A 24,998-nucleotide genomic window follows, 5' to 3' on the forward strand; every position below is an offset into this window, starting at 1 on the left:
TGTAATTTAATAAAAAAAGATCATGACGTTTGTCATGACCTTTTTGTTAGTATGTTTAATCATCTAAAGCTTCTTGCAATTCGTCGATTCGCTTATTTGTTGCATCAAGTTTTGCTTGATAATCGGCTAATTTTTCACGTTCTTTATTAACGACTTGTTCTGGTGCATTAGCAACAAATCTTTCATTGCCAAGTTTCTTCTCAGCACGCATAACTTCACTTTCAAGTTTTTGTGCTTCTGCTTGAAGACGTTTAATTTCATCATTCAAATTAATCAAGTCTGCAAGTGGTAAGTAAACTTCTGCGCCTGTAATTACTGACGTCATTGCTAATGTTGGTGCTTCAACATTTGCATCGATTTCAAGATGTTTTGGATGACAGAAACGTTCAATATAATCTTGGTTTTCTTCAAAGATTTGTTTTGTTTCATCATCTTTAGTACGAATTAAAATATCAATTGCTGATGACATTGGTGCATTTACTTCAGCACGACTATTACGTACAGACTTAATTAATTCAATTAAGTTTTCCATTTGTCGTTCAGCATCTTGATTTTCAAAATCATCATGTACAACAGGATATTCTGCAACTACTAATGACTTACCTTCGTGTGGCATTGTTAACCAAATTTTTTCAGTTACAAATGGGATAACTGGATGTAACAAACGTAATGTTTGATCTAATACGTAGCAAAGAATTGCTTGCGTATTCTTCTTCAATTTTTCATCTGTTCCATTCAAGTTTTCTTTGGCCATTTCAATGTACCAATCACAGAAATCGTTCCAAATGAAGTTGTAAAGTGAACGTCCAGCTTCACCAAATTCAAAAATATCAAAGAAGTGAGTTACATCTTTTACAGTATCATTCAAACGACTGATGATCCACTTATCTGCTAATTGCCATTCAGACTTGTCAGGCAATTCAGCTTTTGTATCTTCATCTAAGTTCATAATTACGAAACGACTTGCATTCCAAATCTTATTGATAAAGTTCCATGCACCATCCATCTTTTGATATGAGAAACGAATATCTTGACCAGGTGTTGAACCTGTTGTTAAGAACCAACGAAGTGCATCTGTACCATAATTATCAATAACATCCATTGGATCAATTCCGTTTCCGAGTGACTTACTCATCTTGCGACCTTGTTCGTCACGAATTAATCCGTGTAATACAACATTCTTGAATGGTGCTTCACCGGTAAATTCTAAACTTTGGAAAATCATTCTCGATACCCAGAAGAAAATGATGTCATAACCTGTAACTAATGTACTTGTTGGGAAATAACGCTTGAAATCTTCTGCATCTGTATCAGGCCAACCCATTGTTGAAAATGGCCATAATGCACTACTAAACCATGTATCTAATACATCAGAATCTTGTTCCCAGTTTTCTTCATCTGCAGGAGCTTCCATTCCAACATATGTTTCGCCTGTTTCTTTGTTATACCAAGCTGGAATACGGTGTCCCCACCATAATTGCCGAGAAATAACCCAATCATGAACATTTTCCATCCATTGGTTCCAAGTGTGTTCAAAACGTTTTGGAACAAAGTTAACTGGATCGCCATCTTTTTGGTTCTTAAGTGCCATTTCAGCTAATGGTTTCATTTTAACGAACCATTGTGTTGATAAGCGTGCTTCAACTTGAACTCCTGTACGTTCTGAATGACCAACACTGTGAACAATTGGTTCGATATTAATCATAAAGCCTTCTTCTTCTAGGTCATTTACGATTGCCTTACGTGCTTCAAAACGATCCATGCCTTCATATTTACCAGCATTTTCGTTCATTGTTGCGTCTTCGTTCATTGTGTTGATTCGTTTTAAGTCATGGCGATTACCAACTTTAAAGTCGTTAGGGTCATGAGCAGGTGTGATTTTTACCATACCTGTACCAAATTCAGGATCAACGTATTGATCGGCAATAATTGGAATATGACGACCTTGTAATGGAAGAATTACTTCTTTACCAACAAGTTCTTTGTAACGTTCATCACTTGGGTTAACTGCAACAGCAACATCACCAAACATTGTTTCTGGACGAGTTGTTGCAATTTCAATGTAGTGTTTTCCATTAAATGTATAATCTGGATCTACAAATGGATATTTAACATGGTAGAATGCTCCTTCATCGTCTTGGTGAATAACTTCAATATCAGAAAGTGCAGTTCTTGCTTGTGGATCCCAATTAATAATGTATTCGCCACGATAAATCAAACCTTTATTGTATAAATCAACAAAGACTTTGCGTACGGCTTTTGATAATCCTTCATCTAAAGTAAAACGTTCACGATCATAATCAACCGAGATTCCTAATTTTGCCCATTGTTTGTGGATAATATCACTATATTCATTTACCCAATCCCAAACTTTATCAACAAATTTTTCACGGCCTAAATCGTAACGAGTAACGCCTTCTTCACGTAATTGTGCTTCTACTTTTGCTTGTGTAGCAATTCCAGCGTGGTCAGTTCCTGGTACCCATAAAGTATCGTATCCTTGCATTCGTTTTTGACGAATTAACATATCTTGCAATGTATTATCCCAAGCGTGACCCAAGTGTAATTTTCCAGTTACGTTTGGAGGTGGGATTACGATTGAATATGGTTTTGCTTCTTTATTGCCATTTGGTTTAAATAAGCCATCTTCGACCCATTGTTGATAACGACCAGGTTCAACTTGTTTTGGATCATATTTAGTTGACATATCGATTTCTCGCATCAAAATCATCCTTCCCATCAGATAAATTGTTATAAACGGAATTTTATACACCAATAAAAAAACACTGCCATCCTAAATTAGGACGACAGTGCCGTGGTACCACCTAAATTGAAAATGAACTAATTCATTTCCCGCTTAGCTGTATTAAATAACGAACTACAGTAAGTCCGGTTATTCTTAAAAATACCGTTCAGAATAACAGCTCCCAAGCTACAAACTCTAAGTGCAATTAAATCTTCTCAATAACGATTTTCCCTGTAAAATGCATCATTAAAGTCCCTCTTGTTCAGCGCTTATATTGATATTCTAGCTTGAAGGATGTTATTCGTCAAGATAATTAAAGCAATTCTGCAAAATTATCTTCATTTTGATTCATAAAATGATCTGAAGCTTTGATTTCAGTAATTTTAATTCCATCTAAAGCTCGTTGAATTAAATTATCAACATCTAAACGTTCTTCGTATTGACGTGCCTTATCTATTCTTGGTTTTGTTTTAGGTGAAGGTGGTGCAAATACTGTACAACAATCTTCAAATGGTTGAATCGACAAATCAAATGTATCGATTTTTTTAGCGATATCAATAATTTCATTTTTATCCATTGAAACCACTGGCCGTAAGACTGGCATTGTTGTGACATCATTAATTGCTGCCATACTTTCTAGTGTCTGTGAAGCCACCTGACCTAATGCTTCACCATTAAAAATTGCCAAGCCATGACGCTTTAAAGCAATTGCTTCAGTTAAACGCAACATAAAACGACGTTGAAGTGTCATTAAGTATCCCTCTGGAACTGAATGTTTAATAACTTCTTGAATTTCAGTAAATGGGACTTCAATAAACTTAATCTTACCTACATATGGTGCTAATTTTGTAGTTAATTCTTTTGCTTTGTTTAAAGCTTGTTCACTTGTATATGGTGGGCTAAAGAAATGAACCATCTCAATATCAACACCACGTTTCATAGCTAAATAACCAGCAACAGGAGAATCAATTCCACCAGAAAGCATTAACATTGCTTTACCAGCAGTTCCCACTGGTAACCCACCAGCGCCTTGGATCTTCCCATATGATAAGAAAATCCCATCTGGTCGAACTTCACAACGTAATGTGACATCTGGATTTTTCATTTTTACATGAATATCATCAAATGCTTCTAAAATTGCTCCACCAAGGAGATCATTCATATCATTTGTATCATATTTAAATTTATGATCAGAACGACGTGTATTTACCTTAAAAGTTAATCCATCGTGATATTTTTCTTGCATCATTTCTACTGCAACTTTTTTTACAGCATCGATATCACGTTCGACTTTAACTGAAGGTGAGTAATTTTGGATACCAAAAACTTGATTTAATCGTTTCATAACAGCATCTGAATCTTCACCATTTAATTGAATATGCATCCGATCACGGCGTGCAGTGATCTTTAAATTAGGAAATTCATGTAAAGCTTGACGCACATTATATGCTAATCGATCAATAAAGTTTTTACGGTTCTTACCTTTTGTAGATAACTCACCATAACGAACCATAATTTCTGAATATTGCATTTATTTCCTCCATTATGAATTAATCATTTTGAACTTTTCATATAATTGATCAAACACTTTGATAAATTCATCAGCTTCTTCCATTGTATTATGTTCATCTAAACTCACACGAACTGCTGAAGAAGCGATTTTTTCTGGAATTTTCATTGCATTCAAAGTTCCAGCAACAGTCCCTTTCTTTGAAGAACAAGCACTCGTTGTTGAAATATAAATATCATAGTGTTCAAATGCATGCACAATAGTTTCTCCACGAACTCCATCAATCGTAAAACATAAGATGTGAGGAGCAAAATCGTCATTTGGTTGTGAGAAAATGTGTACTTTATCAAATTGTTTAATGTGGTTATAAATTTTTTGTTTAATTGCACGTTGTTGTGCAACTTTTTGATCTTCATTTTCTAATAATAATCGTAAAGCTTTAGCCATACCTGCAATTGCTGGAAGATTTTCTGTACCACCACGGAGATTCTTCTCTTGTCCTCCTCCATCAATTAAAGGTTGAATCATTCGACCACGCTTTTTGTACATAAAGCCAATTCCACGTGGAGCATGGAACTTATGGCCAGAAAATGTCATTAAGTCAATTCTTGGATTGCTTAACATTTGGTCTACACCCTTACCAACTGCTTGAACAGCATCTACATGAAAATGAATTTTAGGGTAATTTTCTAAAACTTTAGCTAGTTCATCAATTGGTTCAATAGCACCGATTTCATTATTAATTGCCATAATAGACACTAATACAGTATCTTTGCGAATAGCTTGTTCTAGATCTTTAGGAGAAACTCGTCCTTCTTTATCAACTGGAAGATAAGTTACTTCAAAACCTAGTTTTTCTAAATGTGCCATAGTATTTAATACAGCTGGGTGTTCTACGCTTGAAGTGATTAAATGCTTTCCATATGGAAGTTTTTCCATTGCTGTTCCCTTGATTGCCCAGTTATCACCTTCTGAACCACCACTGGTGAAGAAAATTTCATCAGGATCACAATGCACTAAACCTGCGATTTGACGCCGACATTGTTCCAATAAATCATAGGCCTTCTCACCCCAACTGTGTAAAGAAGAAGGATTACCCCAGATTTTTTCACTAACCATATTGTAAGTTTGTAATACTTGATCATCTACTTTTGTAGTAGCACTATTATCGAAGTAAATCAAAACAAGGTTCCTTTCTATATTTATTTTATTTAATAATAAATTCTGGTACGACTCAACCTTAATTTAATCATTTAACTTAGTCTTTGTAAAGGTTTTAACAAAAAAATAACCTAGCATTTAATTGGAAAAATCAATTAAATACTAGGTTGTTTTTAATTCATTGGATATTGCCGTTGTGCTTGTTCTTGTGATTCATAATCATCTGTAATTCGTTTGTAAATTCCAGGTTCAACCTCTTCCAAAGCATTTGAAATTACATCTAAAGCATCGACATAATCGAATTGTTTGTTAAACATGTGATCTGCTTTTTTATAAGCTGCATCAACTTCTGGATAGCGTGTACGATAACGGTTTGCGTATTGTAAAAATTCTTCCGTTAAAGTTGCACAATCGATGATTTCTTTTGTCTTATCACCTAATACATCTAGATCTGATTGTGTATTAATTAATCCCTTAGTAATTTCATCCATATTAATTTGGATTTGATTTAAAGCTTCATCTAAAGCTTGAATTTCATCACTAACTTTAAAGAAATAATCAGTATATTCTCTTGAAAGCCCTGGAAGATTTAATTTTTCAATATCACGACGCATACGGTGGATTTCCAAATCAAATCCTTGAACTGCTTTTTGAGCTTCTTTTTCTTCTTTCCAAAGATTTGAAACATTATCATTAATTTCTTGTTGATGTTTTTCAATCTTTGTAAGCTTTTTAATATTATCTTTTTGTGTAGCTAATTCTTTTGAATAGATTACACCTTCAGTACGTTGCTTTGTAAAATTATCAAAGGACTTACGAATATCTTGAATTTGTGCTTGAAGATCACGTGCATCTTCCATTTCATTATGAGTTAATTCATAATTTTGTGATAAACGATCTAAGTCAATTAATAATTCATGTTCTTGTTCTTCAGCATGTTCTAAAAATTCTTGATAATATTTATAATTCTTTTCTACTAATTTACGTGAACGATATTCTGTATCTACTGTATCGTAAACCTCTTCAATTAGGTCTCCTAATTGATCGTTAATTTTTTCTGCATCCTTAATATTTGTTTTTTCTAAATTAACAAGGTTTTTGTCTAAAAGTCGTTGAATTTCAGCTAACTTTTTCTTTAGATTTTCACGAAAGACATATTTTTCTTTTAATAATTGATCAACGGCTTGATTTAACTCTTCAATTTGTTCTGGATAAACGTTTTTGAGATTTTTATAAATTGGAGGAATCTTTTCTACTTTTTCTTCCATATCAGCTGTTGCCGCTTGTAATTCAGCAAGTGGCTTAGCTGATTTCACATAATCTCCACTTTCCATTACACGAGTATAATCATCAAATTTTTGTTCTAATTCACCTAATTGATCTTCTAATTTTTCACTGCTAGGGCCGAATGAAAAGCTTTTTGCTAGTAATGTTTTGCGTAAATCTTTGTATTTTGCACTAAGTTCTTCTACTGCTTTTTGATGTTCTTCAGTAACTTTCCGAATATCATCCATCTTGGCTTTTATTTCATCAAATTGCTTTGTTAATGCTGTTAATTTATCACTCACATCAGCTAATTCACTTTTTACTCGTCCAAATTGATAATGCTGATTTAATTCTTGCAAATCATTTAAAATTTCAGAAACTTCAGGTAATTTACGATTTACAATTTCACGGTAATCTTCATCAATTTTTTCAAATTCATTTAAACTATCGCCTGATAGATTCAAATGACTAATTTCTGCCATTTCTTTTTCAAGAGAGGTATTGGTTATTTCCTTTACTCCTTCTTGGTAACTATCGATTAATTTAGTGTTGTGTCGCTTATATAGAAATACGCTAAGATAAATCACCAGCGCAACAATTACTAGCGATACTAAAAAGATAATCATATAATCCCATCCTTTGCCTTTCTTGCAGCTTATTTTTAATTAAATTTAAATCGATTAATTTTTCATTCCCTACAATTATAACATATAAAACCGTATTCCAATGTTTTTTATTAACGGAATTTTAATATCTTCCTAGTTTTTCGCTAATGTTATTTTTTATGCTCTATTCAATTTAAATTTTATGCGTAAAGAAAATAGTTTAACCATAACATTTCATTGACTTTTAAACTAAAAATTGCTACAATAGCGCTTGTGTAAAATAATGCAGCAGTAAATGGTAAGAACGTCAACAGTTAATTGCCTAAATGGTTCTACAAGTAACTCTTCGGCTGCAAGAGCGAACGTCCAAAATTAACTGCACGAATACTAAATTTACAATCGTTATTTTACTCCATAAAAATTACATTTTTGGAGGAATTTAATATGTCTCGTTATACAGGTCCATCATGGAAAGTTTCTCGTCGTTTGGGAATCTCTCTTTCAGGAACAGGTAAAGAATTATCACGTCGTCCTTACGCACCAGGTCAACATGGCCAAAGTCGTCGTAAGTTATCAGAATACGGTTTACAATTACGCGAAAAGCAAAAGTTACGTATGATGTACGGCATGACAGAACGTCAATTTGCTAACACATTCAAGCGCGCTGGTAAGATTCGTGAAGGTAAGCACGGTGTTAACTTCATGATTCTTTTGGAACAACGTTTAGATAACGTTGTTTACCGTTTAGGTTTAGCAACAACTCGTCGTCAAGCACGTCAACTTGTAAACCACGGTCACATCACAGTTGATGGCCAACGTGTTGATATTCCATCATACGAAGTAAAACCTGGTCAAGTGATCTCATTACGTGAACGTTCAAAGAACTTACAAATTGTTAAAGATGCTTTAGAAGCAGTTGTAGGTCGTGTTCCATTTGTATCATTTGATGATGACAAGATGGAAGGTACATTAGTTCGTTTACCAGAACGTGACGAATTAGATGCAAACATCGACGAATCACTTATCGTTGAATACTACAACAAACTTTAATAAAAAGTTTGCTTATATTTGGGAGATTGCAATTATGCAATCTCTTTTTTTAGTATTCTAAATTTGATAAAATATTGTTACTGCAATATAAGGAGTGAATTAGAATGACAGATCAATTACAAGAACATCTCAATAAAGGAATGTATGGGACTCCACAATTAAAGCCTGATGAACAACGGAAATATCTTGGAACATTCCGTGAACGAGTTGATTTAACTATGACCTTCGCTCAATTAAACTCTGGTAAGTATTACGGATGCACTAGAACAAGAATTAAAAAAACATCCTGATTATCGTATGACGATAAACGGAAAAGTTGATCAAGAACAATTAACAAAATTACTAACTTTAGCAAATAACACTAATGTTGCATTTACTTGCAACACTGACCAATCATTACCTAATGCAGCTTCTGATTTTGCTGTTGTTTTTGCAGATAAAAAACAAGCAATTCACCATGAAATAATTGATATTGCTAAACTTTATCCAGAACCAACCGTTACCAATGAAAAAGAAAAAGAAAAAGAGACAAAGAAGAAACGATTTTCTTTAAAAAACTTATTTCACTTTTAATTTACATAAAATAAATAAGACTATGATGTCATATCATCATAGTCTTATTTTTTACAAATTAAAAGCTTTCTGTCGTTGAAGATAAATTTGATTAGCATGTTTATCCATTGCTTTCCAGTTATCAAAATCTGTATTTTCTTTTACAAACTTATCAAGCAAATCATCTGATAAGTTATCAAATTCATTTTGATTTTTAACCCCTAGATTACCCATAAAATCATCCAAATTTTTAAATTTTGAATGACGTTGCATCTCGTCATCTGGAAAGAGTTCATATAATTCATCATTAAACTTTTTCATTTTAATTCCCCTCTTATTCTATTCTGAATATAAATTTGAACTCGCAAATCTTTGAATAAACTCCTGATCATCACCTGCTGCTACAACACTTTTTACTTCATCAATAAATGCACGTTGTTCATCAGATAATAAACTAACACGCATATGTTGCAGACAGACCTTTAAATCATTTTTCAAATAATAAATACGTTGTTTCGGTTTAAGCAATTGATTATGCTCATCAAATGCATATACATTTTTAACCGTATTAGTTAATGTATTATACCAATCTAAATTAATTAATTGACTAGCGTATTCAGGATTCCAATGAGCAAGTAATTGAACTAATGATTGAGTTTCATATTCACGAATCATTAAACGTTGTGCATCAAAATGATTTACTAATGACCCTTGTCGTTGCAAATAATGATAATATGGTTTTTCACTAAAATAAATATTATTACATCTAGCAAACACTTCATAATTTAAAACTGTGTCTAAACCAACTGTTAAATTTTCAAATTTTAAATCACGTAATATAGATTTATGATAAATTTTATTCGTATCATAATACATCATTTGTTGTTTATAAATTTCTGGGAAATGATTAACAATTTGTTCACGATTTGTTAAATTAGGTAATTTATATGCGGAATTTCTTCTTGTTTGATCAGCATATTCAAAATATAAATTACTAATGATCAAATCTGGTTTCTTCTCAATAATTGGTAGTACATTTTCATATGCCCCTGCAGATAAATAATCATCGCCGTCACAAAAAGTAATATACTCTCCCTTTACTTCTTTTAATGCTAAATTCTGAGCATGTGCTAACCCACCATGTTCACTTGCAATCAATTTAAAACGGTCATCTTGATCGCAAAAACTTTGTGCAATTTGCCTTGAATCATCAATTGAACCATCATCCACCATGATACATTCGAAATCTTTAAACGATTGCGTTTGAATCGATTGCAGACATTTTTCAAGATATGGAGCAACATTGCAAATAGGTACGATAATTGAGAGTAACATTAATGATCTCCTTAAATATAATTCTAATAAAAATTAAATAAATACGTCATTTATTTAGTCTAACTATAATGATGAATGCCATAAATTGCAAACATTAGCACTTTTATAAAAAAAGACTATGAGTAATTTCATAGTCCTTTTTATGATTAAAATTTTAATCATGAAGCAAACTTTCAACAATTTGTCCTGCTAAATCACGATGTTGATTCATTAACATTTCTTCATGTTTCTTCAAGCATGCATCTGCATGTGCACCTAAGAATGTTACTAATTCGGGATGTTCACTGGTATATGGTTGATATAAATTCGAGATTACAATATCAATAAATCCATCTCTCATTTTTAATTTATTCGCAATTTTTTGAAGAATTTCGATATAACTAACATCAATATCATCTAAAGCATCATAACTATCAAAGTTTGTTCCGCTAAATGCATCATATCTTAATAAAGTTTGAATACCACGTTGACCAACGTTATCCAAATCGATTCCTTGAGAAATTAAAGTTTGATGTTCATTTCGCCCAATTGTGAGTTTTTTATTTTCTACTAATTGGCCAATTGTTGAACGTCCATCGCCTACTACGTTTTCAGGAATTCGTTCGATCACGCTTACTACTTTACCATTAAGTACCATTGCTTGATATGCAGAACCAGCAACAACTTGTTCAACTAAAACTTTATTAGTTTCTTTAAGCATTAATGCAACACTTTCAAGAAATTCACGTTTTGTTGGAGCTAAGCGGTATAATGTTCCCGCCTGATTAGTATGACCAACTGCATTTTTAATAACAACTGCTTTGTCTTTAATCAAAGGATATAAATGGCTTGCTTCATCATTATTTTTAACTTCCCATGCTTGTTGTAGTTGAATATTAAGTTCACCAACCATTTGTTTAGCAATTTGTTTATCAGACCACATTTGTGGCAAAACAGCTTGATCACGTTCACTTGTTAGTCCATGTGTAACAAAGTGGTTATCTACTTGAACAAGATCATTTGTAGCAGAGATCACTTGATAGTCAATGCCACGTTTAAAGGCTGCTTGCAATAAACGCAATGAATTATCAGAAAGTTCTGTTTCAACATGTTTTTTTTGTTGTAATTCAATTGCCATTTGGCGTACATAATCCAATGAAGTTAAGGCACCTTGATTACGTAAAATTTGTGCTGCTGGTGTTTGCATTACGTCATCTAATTTATTGCGCAATGTTTCATAAGCAGCATTCAACTGTTTACCATATCCATATTCTTGTGCAAAATGATTAAGATCTTCTAGAAGATCATGCATTTCTTTAATCAATTCAGAACGTTTAAATGGATTATCATTAGCTACTGTTAAATCTTTTTGACGACTAGCTTTAACAGTTTCAACTAAGTCATCATTAGCACAACTATTTTTCATTAAATAATATCCAACTAAAACATTAATGAGTTCCAAAATATTAGCACCAATGTTGCCAGTTGTATTAGGATTTAAATCAATATGTTGCAAAGTTAATGCTGTAATTCCTTGATTTTGGTCAAATTGACCTTCTAATTTAACTTTAGCAACTGCTGATTGTGAAGCAAGATATGCTTTCAAAGTACGAAAATCAATTTCTTGATCAGCAACTTTTTCTAATACCATTCTTGTTTGTTGTGAACGTCGTGGACGTCCTTTTTCTTTTCCAGCGTTATCCCATTTAAATGGAGCTGAACCAGTTAGATATGTAAGCAAGAACATTGCTTCTTCCATACCTGCAGCAATCTTTAAATAAATTTGATTACGAAAATCATAATAATCGACTTTATATTTTTTAAATTTACGATTATATAATTCTGTAAATAATTCTTCTGGAATACGAATTTGAATCGTATTCCCCATACCATTAACAGATAATGGCCATAAAAATTGATTCTTAGCAAGAGTTGTTTTTAAAAAATAATTTCTTAAACGCAATTCTGACTTTAAGGCTGATAAATGCTGTTCATGATCATTTTTTAAAACCAAGTTCCCCTCATTTGTTGTTAAGTATTGAGTGTTATTCATTGTTAAACTTGTTTCAACAATTTCAGTTTGACGATTAATCAATAAGAATTCTTGTGAAACTTTCCACAATAAATTGTTTAACACTCCTGTTAATTCTTCATCTTTAATTGTTTGTCCGATTTCATCTAATTTCATAATTATCATCCTAGATTAATAATTTACTTTTATTATACCTAATCTTTGCACTAACTTGTAGCCTTCAAACATGCTATATTTATAAATGAAAGGAGAAAATAATATGCAACCCTTAGCTTATCGAATGAGACCACAAAATCTTGATGAGGTTGTTGGTCAGAAAGATTTAGTGGGCCCCGGAAAAATCATTCGGCGAATGGTAAATGCTAAATTATTATCATCAATGATTTTATATGGCCCACCAGGAACTGGAAAAACAAGTATAGCAAGTGCGATTGCTGGTTCAACTAAATATGCCTTTCGTAAATTAAATGCGGCTACTGATTCTAAAAAGGCGCTAGAACAAGTAGTAGCGGAATCTAAAATGAGTGGAACGGTAATTTTAATGTTAGATGAAATTCACCGTCTAACTAAACCTAAGCAAGATTATCTATTACCTCATTTAGAAAGTGGCCAAATTATTTTAATTGGTGCAACAACGGAAAATCCATATATTGCGATTAATCCAGCGATTAGAAGTCGAACACAAATTTTTGAAGTTAAGCCATTAAGCGAAGATGATATAAAGACAGCATTATTACGTGCTTTAAAAGATGAAAAACGCGGCTTAGGAAGTTTCGATGTTTCTTTAGATGATGATGCCCTAACTCATTTATCACAAGCAACACATGGTGATTTACGGAGTGCTTTAAATGCATTAGAGTTAGCAGTAAAATCTACCCCAGCAGAAAAAGATACTGGTAAAATTCACATAACTTTATCAATTGCAGAAGAATGCGTACAGCATAAATCATTAGTTCATGATAAAAATGGTGATGCACACTATGATGTAGTTTCGGCATTTCAGAAATCGATACGTGGTTCTGATACAGATGCGGCATTACACTACTTAGGTAGAATGTGTGATGCTGATGATTTACCAAGTATTACTCGCAGATTATTAGTAATTGCGTATGAGGATATCGGTTTGGCAAATCCACAGGCAGCTGCACGTACTGTTCAAGCTGTTGAAGCTGCAGAAAAAGTTGGTTTTCCAGAAGCACGAATTCCCCTTTCTGTTGCTGTGATTGATTTATGCTTATCACCAAAATCTAATTCTGCTTTGAAGGCAATTGACAAAGCAATGGAAGATATTCATAAAGGAAATTACGGTGAAGTCCCAGATTGGCTACGTGATCCACATTATGAAGGTGCTAAAAAACTCGGTCGCGGAATTGGTTATAAATATCCACACGATTATACACATGACTGGGTAAAGCAACAGTATTTACCAAATAAAATTAAAAATCAGCACTATTACCTTCCTAAAGAAAATGGACGTTATGAACGTGCTTTAGCAGAACAATATTACAAATTAGAAAAAGCCAAAGGTCGTTCATTAAAAGATCAATAATTTTATTTGAAAAAAATCGTGTGAGGCGTTATGATAATGATGCAATATTTCTGTGGTGTACGCGTTGTCTTATCAATGTAAGGTTGACCGAACAATTATAGATATGAGCATTTCCGATAAATGGTGGCTGGCAGACTTATTTCACTTAAGAACCAAAAGCCATCTAACGAAATGCGTTCCTGCTAGCACTGCGGGTTCAACTACACAAGACGATTAACGGCACTAATGGAACAAGGATGTGATTTCGATCACATCTTTTTTTGTTATACTAACATTATTAAATTATTGGAGGAATCTATTTTCGATGAGTATTGGAGTAAAAATTTTAATTTGGATCTTGAGCGCAATTGTACTCTTTTTGGGTGGATATATTTGGAAACATCGTAAGAAATCATTTATTACCTTTCATCCTGAAAAAAATCACACTTTTTCTCTTCTACTAACAATAATGGGGAGCTTATTATTATTAAGTGGAATTATCACAATTATCATGAGTTTTACCGCCAATTTAATGTTAGTAATTACCATGATTTTAGTTGATGTTGCTTTGGTTTCAATCCTTTCATTTATCCTCATTGGATATGCTTTCATTAGATAGTTAAATTACTTTCATTTTTTAGATAAATTTTGTAAAATGAAGTTGAGGATAGGAAGGTGATTTAAATGTTACAAAATTATAAAAATATCTTAGTCCCAATCGATGGTTCATATGAATCAGAGTTAGCTTTTAAAAAGGCGATTGACGTAGCAAAAAGAAATGGTAAAGACACTGCATTACATCTAATTCATGTAATTGACACTCGTGCATTTCAAAATATTTCAAGCTTTGATACATCAATGGTCGAGCAAGTAACGCAAACGGCTAAAAAGACTTTAGAAGGCTACGTTGATGAAGCGAAAAAAGCTGGAATCACAAATATTGATTTCTCAGTAGAATATGGAGCTCCTAAGGTAATTATCGCCAAAGACATCCCCGAAGAGAAAAATATTGATTTGATTATGATTGGTGCTACTGGACTTAATGCCGTAGAACGGATCTTAATCGGTTCAGTTACTGAATATGTAACACGAATTGCTAAGTGTGATGTATTAGTAATTCGGACAGACTTAGAAAATAAGCCTGCTTTAACAAAAGACTTACTTAAAGCAAATCGTAAAGACAGTCTATAAAAATAGGAATTCAACTACTTAATAAAACAAAAAATCCAGATAATTATCTGGATTTTTTTATATCATTTCTAACAAAGCATCAACATTTTCTTCTTTTGTAGCCCAATTAGTTACAAAACGTGCAATTGAATGAGTATCATCATATTTTTCCCAACATGCAAAATCAACTTTTTGTTTTAATTTATCGATTTCTTCATTTGTCATGATGAAAAATTGTTGATTAGTGTATGAATCGTAAAATAATTTGTATTCCTTTGCTAAAAAGCCTGCCTTCAATTTCATTGACATTTCAACAGCATGTTTACTAATGTCAAAATAAAGTCCGTCTTTGAATAACTCAAGAAATTGCACTCCATTCAAACGACCTTTTGCTAAAAGGCCTCCATGACGTTTCACAACAGTTGTAAAGTGCTTTGGTGCATTATTATGTGTAAATACCACTGCTTCTCCGCATAATGCACCGATTTTTGTTCCACCGATATAGAATGCATCACATAATTTAGTTAACTCTTGAATAGTAAGATCAGCCTTTTCGCTCATCAAGCCATATCCTAAACGAGCACCATCAATGTAAAGTGGTAGATTATGTTTTTGACAAACTGCGTAAAGTTCTTCAAGTTCTTTTTTAGAATATAAAGTCCCATATTCTGTTGGATATGTGATATAAACCATTCCTGGAAATACCATATGTTCCATGTTCATATCATTTTGGAAAGTTTGTACAAACTCATCAATGTCTTCAGGTTTTAATTTAGCATCATATGAAGGCAATGTAAGAACTTTATGTCTCCAGTAGCTTCAATTGCCCCTGCTTCGTGTACGCTAATATGACCAATTTCAGGTGCAATTACTCCTTCATAATCTTTAAGCATTGCATCAATAACAATTTGATTTGTTTGTGTACCACCTTGAAGAAAACGCACTTCCGCTTCAGGCGCATCCAAAGTCTCTTTAATTACTTTAGCAGCTTGTTGTGAAAAACTGTCATATCCGTATCCGGGTTCTTGTTGCATGTTAGTATCTACTAACGCTTGCAATAAACGTGGATGCGCTCCCTCTAGATAATCATTTGCAAATGAAATCATTTAATCCATCCCTTATCAGTTAATATGCATGATTATTATTATAGAGAGTAATAGTTAAATGTCAATCAAGTATTTTTCAGTTTTTTGTTAAGACATCATGCTATAATTAGTTATTAAATAGATAAAGAGGTGTATTTTATGAAAGACGCAGTTGTTGTAATTGATATGGTAAATGATTTCGTTACAGGAAAATTTGCAAATCCACGAGCAGAGAAAATTATTCCAGACTTTAAAAATTTAATTGATAAAGCTCATGAAAAAAATATTCCTGTGATTTATGTTTCAGACGCTCACTTACCTCATGATCCAGAATTAAAGATTTGGGGAGAACACTGTATGAAAGGTACTTGGGGAGCAGAAGTTATCTCAGATTTAAGTCCACAAAAACAAGATTACTCTTTAGAAAAAAGAACATACTGTGCATTTTTCCAAACCGGATTAGATAGTTTATTACGTGAATTAGGTGTTAAAAATATCATCTTAGGTGGCGTTGTAACTAACATTTGTTTAATTAATAGTGCCGCTGCTGGTTTCTTTAATGATTATCAAGTAATTACTTCATCCGCAATTACTGATGCTATCAATCAAGATTTACGTGATCAAAGTTTGAAATACATTCAAGATAATTATAATGGCGAAGTTATTTCACTTGATGAAATAGAAAAACGCTGGTAAAGAAAAAAGAACTCGTTCATTACGGGTTCTTTTTTCTGCCAAAAATTATTAAAATCCAACCATTTAAGTTAATATATTCTCCACATATTTAATTTTAAAAACTATTAAGTTATTAGTATATATAATTAGTTATAAAAGGAGATGAAAATTTGAAAGTAAATATTCATATAGAGAAAAGCCAAGATGAACATATTGACTTTTATATTCATGAACTAACACCTGAATTGCAAGAAATTGCAAATCAAATTCAACAAGAATCAATTATTATTTGGGGAAGTAAGGGCCATACACTAACACCACTTGATTTAAATTTAGTTACTCGTATTTATACAGATAGTAACCATGTTTGTGCAGCATATGAAAATGAAACTTATGTTATTAAATATCGTATATATCAAATTGCAAAAATTCTACCTTCTAATTTTATTCAAATTTCAAATAGTGAGATTTTAAATTTTGATTATTTAGATCATTTAGAATTAGAAAGAAATGGAACAATTAAATTATTACTAAAAAATAATGATTACACATTTGCTTCTCGACGATTTGTAAAAAATATAAAACGGAGGTTAGGAATATGAAAAAGCTTTTTTCTCAAATTATTAATGGTTCTACCATGGGAATTTCAATTGGATTAATTGTTTCATTAATTTTTTCATATTTATATGGTGGTATGGCATATTACCCTTCTTCTGAAAAATTTATTATGCATTTTTCTAATAAATTAAATGCAATCTCTATCTCAATTATTTTATGGGCATTAATGGGAATAACATGGAATTTAAGTCGCAATGTATTTAAGATTTATAAATGGAACTTATTAAAACAAACCATTGTTCATTTTCTAATTTCATTTACTTGTTTTACATTCCTTGCTTGTCTTGCAGGATGGTTTCCACTTACTGTTGCTTGCTTTACAATTTATACATTACTTTTTGTTGCAATATATTTACTTATCTGGTTTATCGCCCGTTATCAAACTTTAAAGTGGATAAAAAAAGCAAATCAAAAATTAAATAAATAAAAATAACACTCACGATTTTGTGAGTGTTATTTTTATAAACTTAGCGAAAATATATTTCACAATATAATATTATTAATCACAACTTATCAACAAATTTATTCTCGCAGGTTATCAAATGATCATTAATCACTCCAACCATTTGTAAATATGAATACATGCTTTTAGGACCAACAAAGCAAAAATTAGCTTGACGAAACTTTTTAGCAACCACTTTTGACAACGCTGATTCACATGGAATTTGTTCTACCTTAGTCCATTCATTGTTAATAGTGCGATAATTTGTATTTTTCCACACTAATTCATCCAATGAATGTCCTGTCGCATGCAATTTCAATAAAGTTTGTGCATTGTGTATAATCGCATTGATTTTACGTGGATTATTAATCACAAAATCCTGTTCGAGATTTAATGTTACTAATTTTTCTGGAACAAAATTTTCAAACTGTTCTTCCAAAATGCTTTGTTTATCCAAAATCATTTCCCATTTTAATCCACACTGAAATGTTAATAAACATAAACGTTTAAATAATTCCTGCTCATCATGAATTTCTTTGCACCAGACTTCATCATGATATTTAATTAGATTTTCATTTGCGCCATATACCCATGGACATTTCATATAATCCCCTCCATATAATATATACGCAAAAAAATGAATTTTTTTATAAAAAAATCGCAGTAAATACTGCGATTTTAATTATTTATTAGTCACGGTGTTGACCATTTTTATCTAATAAACCTTTACCTAATTTTTCTGTTCCTAATTCAGTAAAGTCATAGTGAAGTTTAGCATTATCATTAAATTCATCAATAGCTAATTGGATTAACTTATCAATTAATTCTGAGTAACTAATGCCTGAAACTTCCCATAATTGTGGATATAATGAGATGTTTGTAAATCCAGGTAATGTGTTTACTTCACCTAAGTATGGTACGTCATTTTCGTCAACTAAGAAGTCCATACGAGCTAAACCACGGTTATCTAATGCTTTAAATGCATTGATTGACATTTCTTGGATTTCTTTAGTTAATTTTTCTGGTAATTTAATAGGAATTTCAAAAACAACACCTGATGCATCTACGAATTTATTGTTGTAATCGTAGAAGTCATCACCATTAACATCAACTGCACCTAACTTAGAATATTTAGGATCACGGTTACCTAATACTGAACATTCAACTTCACGTGGGTTCTTAATAGCTTCTTCAACCATTACTTTGTAATCATAACGGAATGCTTCTTCCATTGCTGATTCATATTCTTCTTCGTTAGTAACTTTGTTAATACCAACTGATGAACCTTGACGTGCAGGTTTTACAAAGACTGTTTCGCCTAATTCTTCTGCAATACGACTGTATGGAAAGTCTTCTTTTGTTTCTGGTGTAACTACAACATATTTAGTATTACGTACACCGTGTAATGTTAATAATTGTTTTGTTAAATCTTTATCGAATGAATTTGCTGAAGCAGCAATTCCACTACCAATCCAAGGTTTGTTTAAAAGACGGAATAAACCTTGAACTGTACCATCTTCACCCATGTTACCGTGGATAACTGGATAGAATACATCAACATCCTTAACTTCTGATAAGTTTTGAATGTTTGCTAATGGATTTGAAAAATCAACATCTTTTGTAGCTTCAGCAACCACTTCATCTTCTGGTTCACCATTGAAGATACGTAATGAATCTTTGTTACCAAGTAAGAAACCTTGCTTTGTAAACATGAATACTGAAACTTCATATTTATCTTTATCTAAAGCATCATAAATGTTGTGTGCTGAACGCTTTGAAACATCATGTTCTGATGAGTTTCCACCAAAGAATAATGCAATATGTAATTTTTTATTATCCATTTACTTTATCACCTTTTATATAGATTTTCGTACATAACTGAAACCTTATTATAGCATGAAATTTGAAAAATATCATTTATAACTCGTTAGAAAAGTCTAATTTGTGCTAAACGTTTATGTCTTTTACTCTTTTTTAAGAATTCTTCGCGTGATTTCGCCATTACTTGTTCAAAATCACGGAGACTTTCTTTATCCCATAGAGCCATTGCTCTCTTTTTACTGATAAACTCTTGATTTCCAATTGCTTGTTCAATCTTTGTTGCATCCTCAATTTTCGGACATTGACTATGATCTAACATTCCAACTGGTCGTCCTTGTTTAAATGCATGTTGTAATGCAGATTCTGTTTTTCCATTTTGATCTGTTTCAACAACTACAAGTCCATCAGCCAAGCCACTTTCCCATTCATCACGAGCAGCTAAAAATTGCCGTCTTACAATTGCTCCTAATGAATAGGTTGACATAATTGCTCCACCATTATCAATGATTTCTTGTGCCAAACCTACATTTTCTTTAGGATAAATTGGTTGTTCTAAACTTTGACCTAAAATTGCTACAGTTGTTCCGCCTGCTTCCAAAGCTCCACGGTGTGCTGCTGTATTTGTTCCCACTGACAATCCACTTACAACTGTAAGTCCATCTTTAGCAAATTGATATGCCATGCGTTCTGACATTTTATAACCTAATTCAGTTGGACGTCGCGTACCTATAAAACCAACTGATGGTCCCTGAAGTGCTTTTACATTTCCCTTAACATAAATAATTAATGGGTAATGATTTAAACTTCTTAAATTATCAGGATAATCATCATCTTGGTAGTTTAAAACTGTCATTCCCAATGATTTTGATTTTTCCAATAATTCATGAGCTTTCTCTAATAAGTTTTTCCATTCCTGATAATCAAGAACACCTTCATTGATTCGCTTATTAATGACCGTATTTCGATGCATATTTCTAAAATTATCCAAAATCATTTGTGGCTTAACTGTATCGAAAAATTTTAAAACTGTTTTAGGACCAACGCCCTTAATCATTTCAAGTGCCAAAATTAGCTCGGTTAATTGATCACTTTGCATCCTTCTACCTCTTCCTTACATATCATTAAAAGTAATAAAAAAGGCTGCGACAAAAGTCCAGCCTTAGGTTCATGCCTATTTTCCGATGGACCGGCAATCACACTTTTTAACTAAAATCTGAGTTGTTACTAAACATATAACTCTTGTGGTGATACCTCATCGACATTATCAGTCCAATACCAATCATATTACCAATCAATGAAGATCCACCTTGACTGATAAATGGCAATGGAATACCTGTTAATGGAAGTAATCCGATACTCATACCAATGTTTTCAAATACGTGGAATAAGATCATCATAATAACACCAGTTGAAATATATGCATAAAATTCATTTCGTGTTTCAAATGTTACTTGAACCATTTGGAAAATTAGTAATAAGTAGATGAAAATTAATACACATCCACCAATAAAACCAAAGTTTTCCCCAATTACTGAGAAGATCATATCTGATTCTCGAACTGGAACATAAACGTTTGAAACATTAAATCCTTTACCAAATAATTGACCCGAACCAATTGCTTCAATACTTCTCCACAATTGATAACTTGATCCTGTTGTACTATTTTCTGGATGTAACCATGCATCAATTCGTTGGAATTGGTAATTTTGGAATCCTAAATGTAACAGGATATTACGATTGAAAACTGCTAAATAAATAGCAATTGCACCAATAGCAACAAAACCACCAAAGATAGGTCCGATAATTTTCCAGGATATTCCAGAAATTAAGACCATCCCACCAAAAATAGCAAGGAAAACTAATGTAGTACCAAAGTCATTTTGTAGTTTTAACAAAATAACAATTGGAAGTGTCCATAAGAACATTTTCCACAATAGTTTCCAATCAGATTCGATTGTATGTGTTGTATATTCTGAATTATGTTCCGCAATTACACGTGCTAGCATCAGAATATACGCGGGTTTCATTACTTCTGACGGTTGAAATGTTAACGGCCCAATTGCAAACCAACTTTTAGCACCTGTTTGTGCTGCATAAGACCTACTATACAGGAACAGCAACAGGAACAGGAGCAGAAGCCCAAAGCCATATGCAATCGGCGCAATTTTCCAAAGTTGCTCAGCATCAAATTGCATAATGATTACCACTGCAATAATACCAAAAACATACCATATTGCTTGTGATAATAACGTTTTAGTTACACTTGCATCACTTGTATCATGCTTTACTGCAACATAAATCGATAACATTCCAATTACAGCTAATACTAGAACTGAGAAAATAATTCCCCAGTCTATCCGATCGTCGTTACTTTTAGCACGACGACTATTTTTACTATAATCCAATTTAATGGCTCCTTTGCGTAATTGTAATGACTATGAGTGTAAGTGATAGTGACTAATCAATAAGTTCATTGCTTCTTCATGACTTTTAACGTTAAATGATTCGCCATCTGGAAGGCTAGCAGTAAACTTATTCTTTCCATCATCTGTAACTGTGCCAAGCAATTGGTCGCCTAATTTCAATTCTGAAATTTCAATACCATCAATTACTTTTTCATCTTCAACTAATTCAATTGTCTTTGTTTTCTTGGACACACGCTTACCTCCTTAAATGTTTTTCTTCTTCATAAAAGAAATTTTCATTAGGATCATCTTTCCATGAATTATTCCTTCGTAAACTAAAATGATCTGGCAATGGATCATATCCACCTTTTACAAACGGATTACAACGTAAAATTCTAAAAAATCCCATCATAATCCCCTTAAACGCACCAAACTTTTGAATGGCTTGCAAAGTATAATTTGAACAGGTTGGATAATACCGACATGTTGGTGGAAATAGCGGAGAAATAAATCGCTGATATTGTCTGATCAACCATGTAAAAAATCTCTTAAACATTGTTTATTATTTATTTTCGCTTCCTACAAGCTTTTCTAATAAAATACCTGTACCAATTGCAACATCATCTAATGGTGTATCAGAAATGTTAACTGGAATATTCAAGTTATCCATTAACAATTGATCCATTCCATCTAACAATGCTCCTCCACCTGTCATCATAATACCATGGTCAATCGTATCTGCTGACAATTCTGGTGGAATGATAGCTAATACGTCTTTAGCCGCATTAACAACATTCATCATTGTTTCATTTAATGTTGGTTCAATATCTTCTGATTTCAATGTAATTGTTCTAGGTAAACCTGAAACAGTATCACGACCACGAACATCAATTTCTTCATTACGATGTCCTGGTAAAACTGTTCCAATTTCAATTTTAACTTTTTCAGCAGTCCGTTCACCAATTTGAAGATTATATTTCTTTTTGACAAAATTCAAAATATCCATATTTAATCGATCACCAGCAATCTTCAATGAGCGACTTGCCACAATATCACCTAATGATAAGAATGCAACATCACTGGTACCACCACCAATATCAATTACCATATTACCAAAAGGTTTGAAAATATCTAAACCTGCACCAATTGCAGAAACTTTAGGTTCAAGTTCAAGGAAAACATTTCCTCCACCGATTTTTTCAGCAACTTGATGAATTGCTTTGTGTTCAACATCGGTTGTGTTTGTTGGACAACAAATCATAATATTTGGCTTAGACATAAAGCCCTTAACATTTAATTTCTTAATGAAATATGAAAGCATTTGCTCTGTGATATCAAAGTCAGCAATTACACCGTCCTTTAAAGGACGAATTGCACGAATACTACCTGGTGTTCTACCAACCATTTGGTATGCTTCAGAGCCAACTGCCAATACTTTATTTGATTTTGAATTTACAGCTACAACTGAAGGTTCATTTAATACAATACCTTCACCTTGGATATTAATTAAAACATTTGCTGTACCCAAGTCGATTCCAATGTTTTTTGCCATAGAAATTTTCTCCTTTGATACTTTCAGTTACTCAAATTAAGGATATATCTAAGTTATTATAACATAGATACAACCTTGGTGCGAATAACCATTGAATAAATCAACGACTAAAAAAAGGTTGGACACAATGTCACAACCCTCTTAAATATTTACATTAATTATGCATTTTTTACGCCATTTTCAACTTTAATTTCTTGTTCTGTAATATCGTTAACACGTTTAATTTCTGCTCCTAATGCAGCTAATTTTTGATTAAAGTGCCAATAACCACGATCAAGATATTCCAGATGGGTAACTTGCGTAATACCTGTAGCAACTAAACCTGCTAAGATTAATGCTGCTGCAGCACGTAAGTCAGTAGCAGCTACTTCTGAGCCACTAAAATGAGTTGGTCCATTAAGCACTGCTGCATTACCTTCAATTTTAAAGTCTGCATTCATCCGACGTAATTCTTCTAAATGCATAAAGCGATTTTCAAAAACAGTTTCTGTTAATGTACTTGTTCCATCTGCTGCTAATTGTGCCACACTGATTTGTGGTTGCATATCAGTTGGAAATCCTGGATATGGTAATGTCTTAACATCAACTGGAGATAATTTTTCTGGTCCAATTACTCGAATGCCATTTTCTTCTTGAATTACATCAGCACCCATTTCTTTCAACTTAGAAATCAATGGTTTGTTGTGTTCTTCAATTGCATCTTTAATTAATACATTACCATGTGTAATTGCTGCAGCAATCATAAATGTACCCGCTTCGATTCGATCTTGAACAACAACATGATCTGCACCATGTAAATGATCAACACCAACAACCTTAATTGTTTCTGTACCAGCACCCATAACCTTAGCACCCATCTTATTCAAATAGTTTGCTAAGTCAACGATTTCTGGTTCTCTCGCAACATTTTCAATTACTGTTGTTCCTTCTGCTAAAGTAGCAGCCATCATAATATTTTGTGTTGCCCCAACACTAGGGAAATCTAAATAAATATTAGCTCCCTTTAATCCGTCAGTAGTTGCTTCAATATAACCATCTGTCCGAATAATTTTTGCTCCCATTGCTTCAAGACCTTTTAAGTGTAAATCAATTGGACGTGAACCAATTGCACAACCACCAGGCATTGCAACTTTAGCATGTTTTAATCGTGCCAATAATGGTCCTAAAACCACGATTGATGCACGCATTTTTGATACATATTTAAATGGTGCTTCATATGATAAATCACTTGTTGAATCAATAGTAATTTCTTTCTTATCTTGATCAAATCCTACTTTTACATTTAAAAAGCGGATCACATTATTCATTGTAAATACATCTGATAAAATGGGAACGTTATGTAAAACAGTCCGACCTTCTGTTGGCAAAATTGCAGCTGCTAAAATTGGTAGCACAGCATTTTTTGCTCCTTCAATGTTAACTGTTCCGTTTAATTCGTTTCCACCACGAACAACTATTTTTTCCAA

Annotated in this window: 22 protein-coding genes, 1 other RNA gene, 2 pseudogenes and 1 other annotated feature; of the genes and pseudogenes, 9 read left to right on the forward strand and 16 right to left on the reverse strand. The window is 32.7% G+C overall.

What is annotated here, in order from left to right:
- Positions 1-55: 55 nt before the first annotated feature.
- The 4 genes from QPK35_RS04240 to ezrA all read right to left on the reverse strand — a co-directional run bounded on the left by QPK35_RS04240 (position 56) and on the right by ezrA (position 7,309).
- On the reverse strand, positions 56-2,722 hold the full coding sequence (locus QPK35_RS04240) for a valine--tRNA ligase (protein WP_435302704.1): 2,667 nt from the start codon (positions 2,720-2,722) through the stop codon (positions 56-58).
- 75 nt (positions 2,723-2,797) lie between these two features.
- Positions 2,798-3,021, reverse strand: a binding site (T-box leader).
- Positions 3,022-3,059: 38 nt separating this feature from the next.
- Positions 3,060-4,277, reverse strand: a complete 1,218-nt coding sequence (gene thiI / locus QPK35_RS04245) for a tRNA uracil 4-sulfurtransferase ThiI (protein WP_290032750.1) — start codon at positions 4,275-4,277, stop codon at positions 3,060-3,062.
- Between the two features lie 12 nt (positions 4,278-4,289).
- Complete coding sequence (locus QPK35_RS04250) at positions 4,290-5,438, reverse strand: cysteine desulfurase family protein (RefSeq protein ID WP_290032751.1); 1,149 nt, start codon at positions 5,436-5,438, stop codon at positions 4,290-4,292.
- A gap of 152 nt (positions 5,439-5,590) precedes the next feature.
- On the reverse strand, positions 5,591-7,309 hold the full coding sequence (gene ezrA, locus QPK35_RS04255) for a septation ring formation regulator EzrA (RefSeq protein ID WP_290032752.1): 1,719 nt from the start codon (positions 7,307-7,309) through the stop codon (positions 5,591-5,593).
- A gap of 423 nt (positions 7,310-7,732) precedes the next feature.
- On the opposite strand from ezrA, the gene rpsD reads away from it, so the two are divergent.
- Both rpsD and QPK35_RS08065 read left to right on the forward strand, forming a co-directional pair.
- On the forward strand, positions 7,733-8,338 hold the full coding sequence (gene rpsD / locus QPK35_RS04260; RefSeq protein ID WP_290032753.1) for a 30S ribosomal protein S4: 606 nt from the start codon (positions 7,733-7,735) through the stop codon (positions 8,336-8,338).
- A gap of 104 nt (positions 8,339-8,442) precedes the next feature.
- Positions 8,443-8,911: pseudogene (locus QPK35_RS08065) on the forward strand (YueI family protein).
- A gap of 51 nt (positions 8,912-8,962) precedes the next feature.
- Here QPK35_RS08065 and QPK35_RS04275 read toward each other — a convergent pair.
- From QPK35_RS04275 to QPK35_RS04285, 3 genes are all read right to left on the reverse strand, one after another.
- Positions 8,963-9,211, reverse strand: a complete 249-nt coding sequence (locus QPK35_RS04275) for a hypothetical protein (RefSeq protein WP_290032756.1) — start codon at positions 9,209-9,211, stop codon at positions 8,963-8,965.
- Between the two features lie 18 nt (positions 9,212-9,229).
- Positions 9,230-10,225, reverse strand: coding sequence for a glycosyltransferase family 2 protein (locus QPK35_RS04280; RefSeq protein ID WP_290032757.1), 996 nt, complete (start codon positions 10,223-10,225; stop codon positions 9,230-9,232).
- A gap of 154 nt (positions 10,226-10,379) precedes the next feature.
- A complete protein-coding gene (locus QPK35_RS04285) occupies positions 10,380-12,392 on the reverse strand; it encodes a hypothetical protein (RefSeq protein WP_290032758.1) in 2,013 nt (670 codons plus the stop codon).
- Between the two features lie 103 nt (positions 12,393-12,495).
- On the opposite strand from QPK35_RS04285, the gene QPK35_RS04290 reads away from it, so the two are divergent.
- From QPK35_RS04290 to QPK35_RS04305, 4 genes are all read left to right on the forward strand, one after another.
- On the forward strand, positions 12,496-13,785 hold the full coding sequence (locus tag QPK35_RS04290) for a replication-associated recombination protein A (RefSeq protein WP_290032759.1): 1,290 nt from the start codon (positions 12,496-12,498) through the stop codon (positions 13,783-13,785).
- 44 nt (positions 13,786-13,829) lie between these two features.
- A non-coding RNA gene (gene ssrS / locus QPK35_RS04295) (6S RNA) lies at positions 13,830-14,021 on the forward strand.
- Positions 14,022-14,089: 68 nt separating this feature from the next.
- Positions 14,090-14,383, forward strand: a complete 294-nt coding sequence (locus tag QPK35_RS04300; protein ID WP_290032760.1) for a hypothetical protein — start codon at positions 14,090-14,092, stop codon at positions 14,381-14,383.
- Between the two features lie 65 nt (positions 14,384-14,448).
- Positions 14,449-14,955: a universal stress protein gene (locus QPK35_RS04305; protein ID WP_290032761.1), complete on the forward strand. Its 507-nt coding sequence runs from the start codon at positions 14,449-14,451 to the stop codon at positions 14,953-14,955.
- A 57-nt stretch (positions 14,956-15,012) separates the two neighbouring features.
- Here QPK35_RS04305 and QPK35_RS04310 read toward each other — a convergent pair.
- Positions 15,013-16,040, reverse strand: a pseudogene (locus QPK35_RS04310) (threonine aldolase family protein).
- A 138-nt stretch (positions 16,041-16,178) separates the two neighbouring features.
- Here QPK35_RS04310 and QPK35_RS04315 point away from each other — a divergent pair.
- The 3 genes from QPK35_RS04315 to QPK35_RS04325 all read left to right on the forward strand — a co-directional run bounded on the left by QPK35_RS04315 (position 16,179) and on the right by QPK35_RS04325 (position 17,739).
- Entirely contained in the window at positions 16,179-16,715 is a 537-nt protein-coding gene (locus QPK35_RS04315; RefSeq protein ID WP_290032762.1) for a cysteine hydrolase family protein, read from the forward strand.
- Between the two features lie 149 nt (positions 16,716-16,864).
- Complete coding sequence (locus QPK35_RS04320; RefSeq protein WP_290032763.1) at positions 16,865-17,296, forward strand: LytTR family DNA-binding domain-containing protein; 432 nt, start codon at positions 16,865-16,867, stop codon at positions 17,294-17,296.
- Positions 17,293-17,739, forward strand: coding sequence for a DUF3021 domain-containing protein (locus tag QPK35_RS04325; RefSeq protein ID WP_290032764.1), 447 nt, complete (start codon positions 17,293-17,295; stop codon positions 17,737-17,739). The genes QPK35_RS04320 and QPK35_RS04325 overlap by 4 nt, the downstream gene beginning before the upstream one ends.
- 76 nt (positions 17,740-17,815) lie before the next feature.
- Here QPK35_RS04325 and QPK35_RS04330 read toward each other — a convergent pair whose 3' ends face one another.
- From QPK35_RS04330 to murA, 8 genes are all read right to left on the reverse strand, one after another.
- Positions 17,816-18,358 carry a DNA-3-methyladenine glycosylase I gene (locus QPK35_RS04330; protein WP_290032765.1) on the reverse strand — a complete coding sequence of 181 codons (543 nt, stop codon included), beginning with the start codon at positions 18,356-18,358 and terminating at the stop codon, positions 17,816-17,818.
- Positions 18,359-18,443: 85 nt separating this feature from the next.
- Positions 18,444-19,595, reverse strand: coding sequence for a D-alanine--D-alanine ligase family protein (locus tag QPK35_RS04335; RefSeq protein ID WP_290032766.1), 1,152 nt, complete (start codon positions 19,593-19,595; stop codon positions 18,444-18,446).
- Between the two features lie 86 nt (positions 19,596-19,681).
- On the reverse strand, positions 19,682-20,671 hold the full coding sequence (locus tag QPK35_RS04340) for a DNA-processing protein DprA (RefSeq protein ID WP_290032767.1): 990 nt from the start codon (positions 20,669-20,671) through the stop codon (positions 19,682-19,684).
- 106 nt (positions 20,672-20,777) lie between these two features.
- On the reverse strand, positions 20,778-21,980 hold the full coding sequence (locus QPK35_RS04345) for an FtsW/RodA/SpoVE family cell cycle protein (protein ID WP_290032768.1): 1,203 nt from the start codon (positions 21,978-21,980) through the stop codon (positions 20,778-20,780).
- A 30-nt stretch (positions 21,981-22,010) separates the two neighbouring features.
- A complete protein-coding gene (locus QPK35_RS04350; protein WP_290032769.1) occupies positions 22,011-22,232 on the reverse strand; it encodes a DUF2969 domain-containing protein in 222 nt (73 codons plus the stop codon).
- 4 nt (positions 22,233-22,236) lie between these two features.
- Positions 22,237-22,536 (reverse strand): membrane protein insertion efficiency factor YidD, encoded by a 300-nt coding sequence (gene yidD, locus QPK35_RS04355; protein ID WP_290032770.1) that lies wholly within the window; start codon positions 22,534-22,536, stop codon positions 22,237-22,239.
- A 6-nt stretch (positions 22,537-22,542) separates the two neighbouring features.
- Positions 22,543-23,532 carry a rod shape-determining protein gene (locus QPK35_RS04360; protein ID WP_290032771.1) on the reverse strand — a complete coding sequence of 330 codons (990 nt, stop codon included), beginning with the start codon at positions 23,530-23,532 and terminating at the stop codon, positions 22,543-22,545.
- Positions 23,533-23,690: 158 nt separating this feature from the next.
- On the reverse strand, positions 23,691-24,998 hold the full coding sequence (gene murA, locus QPK35_RS04365) for a UDP-N-acetylglucosamine 1-carboxyvinyltransferase (protein WP_290032772.1): 1,308 nt from the start codon (positions 24,996-24,998) through the stop codon (positions 23,691-23,693).

The sequence above is a fragment of the Ligilactobacillus cholophilus genome, assembly GCF_030389495.1.
Classification (GTDB): Bacteria; Bacillota; Bacilli; order Lactobacillales; family Lactobacillaceae; genus Ligilactobacillus; species Ligilactobacillus cholophilus.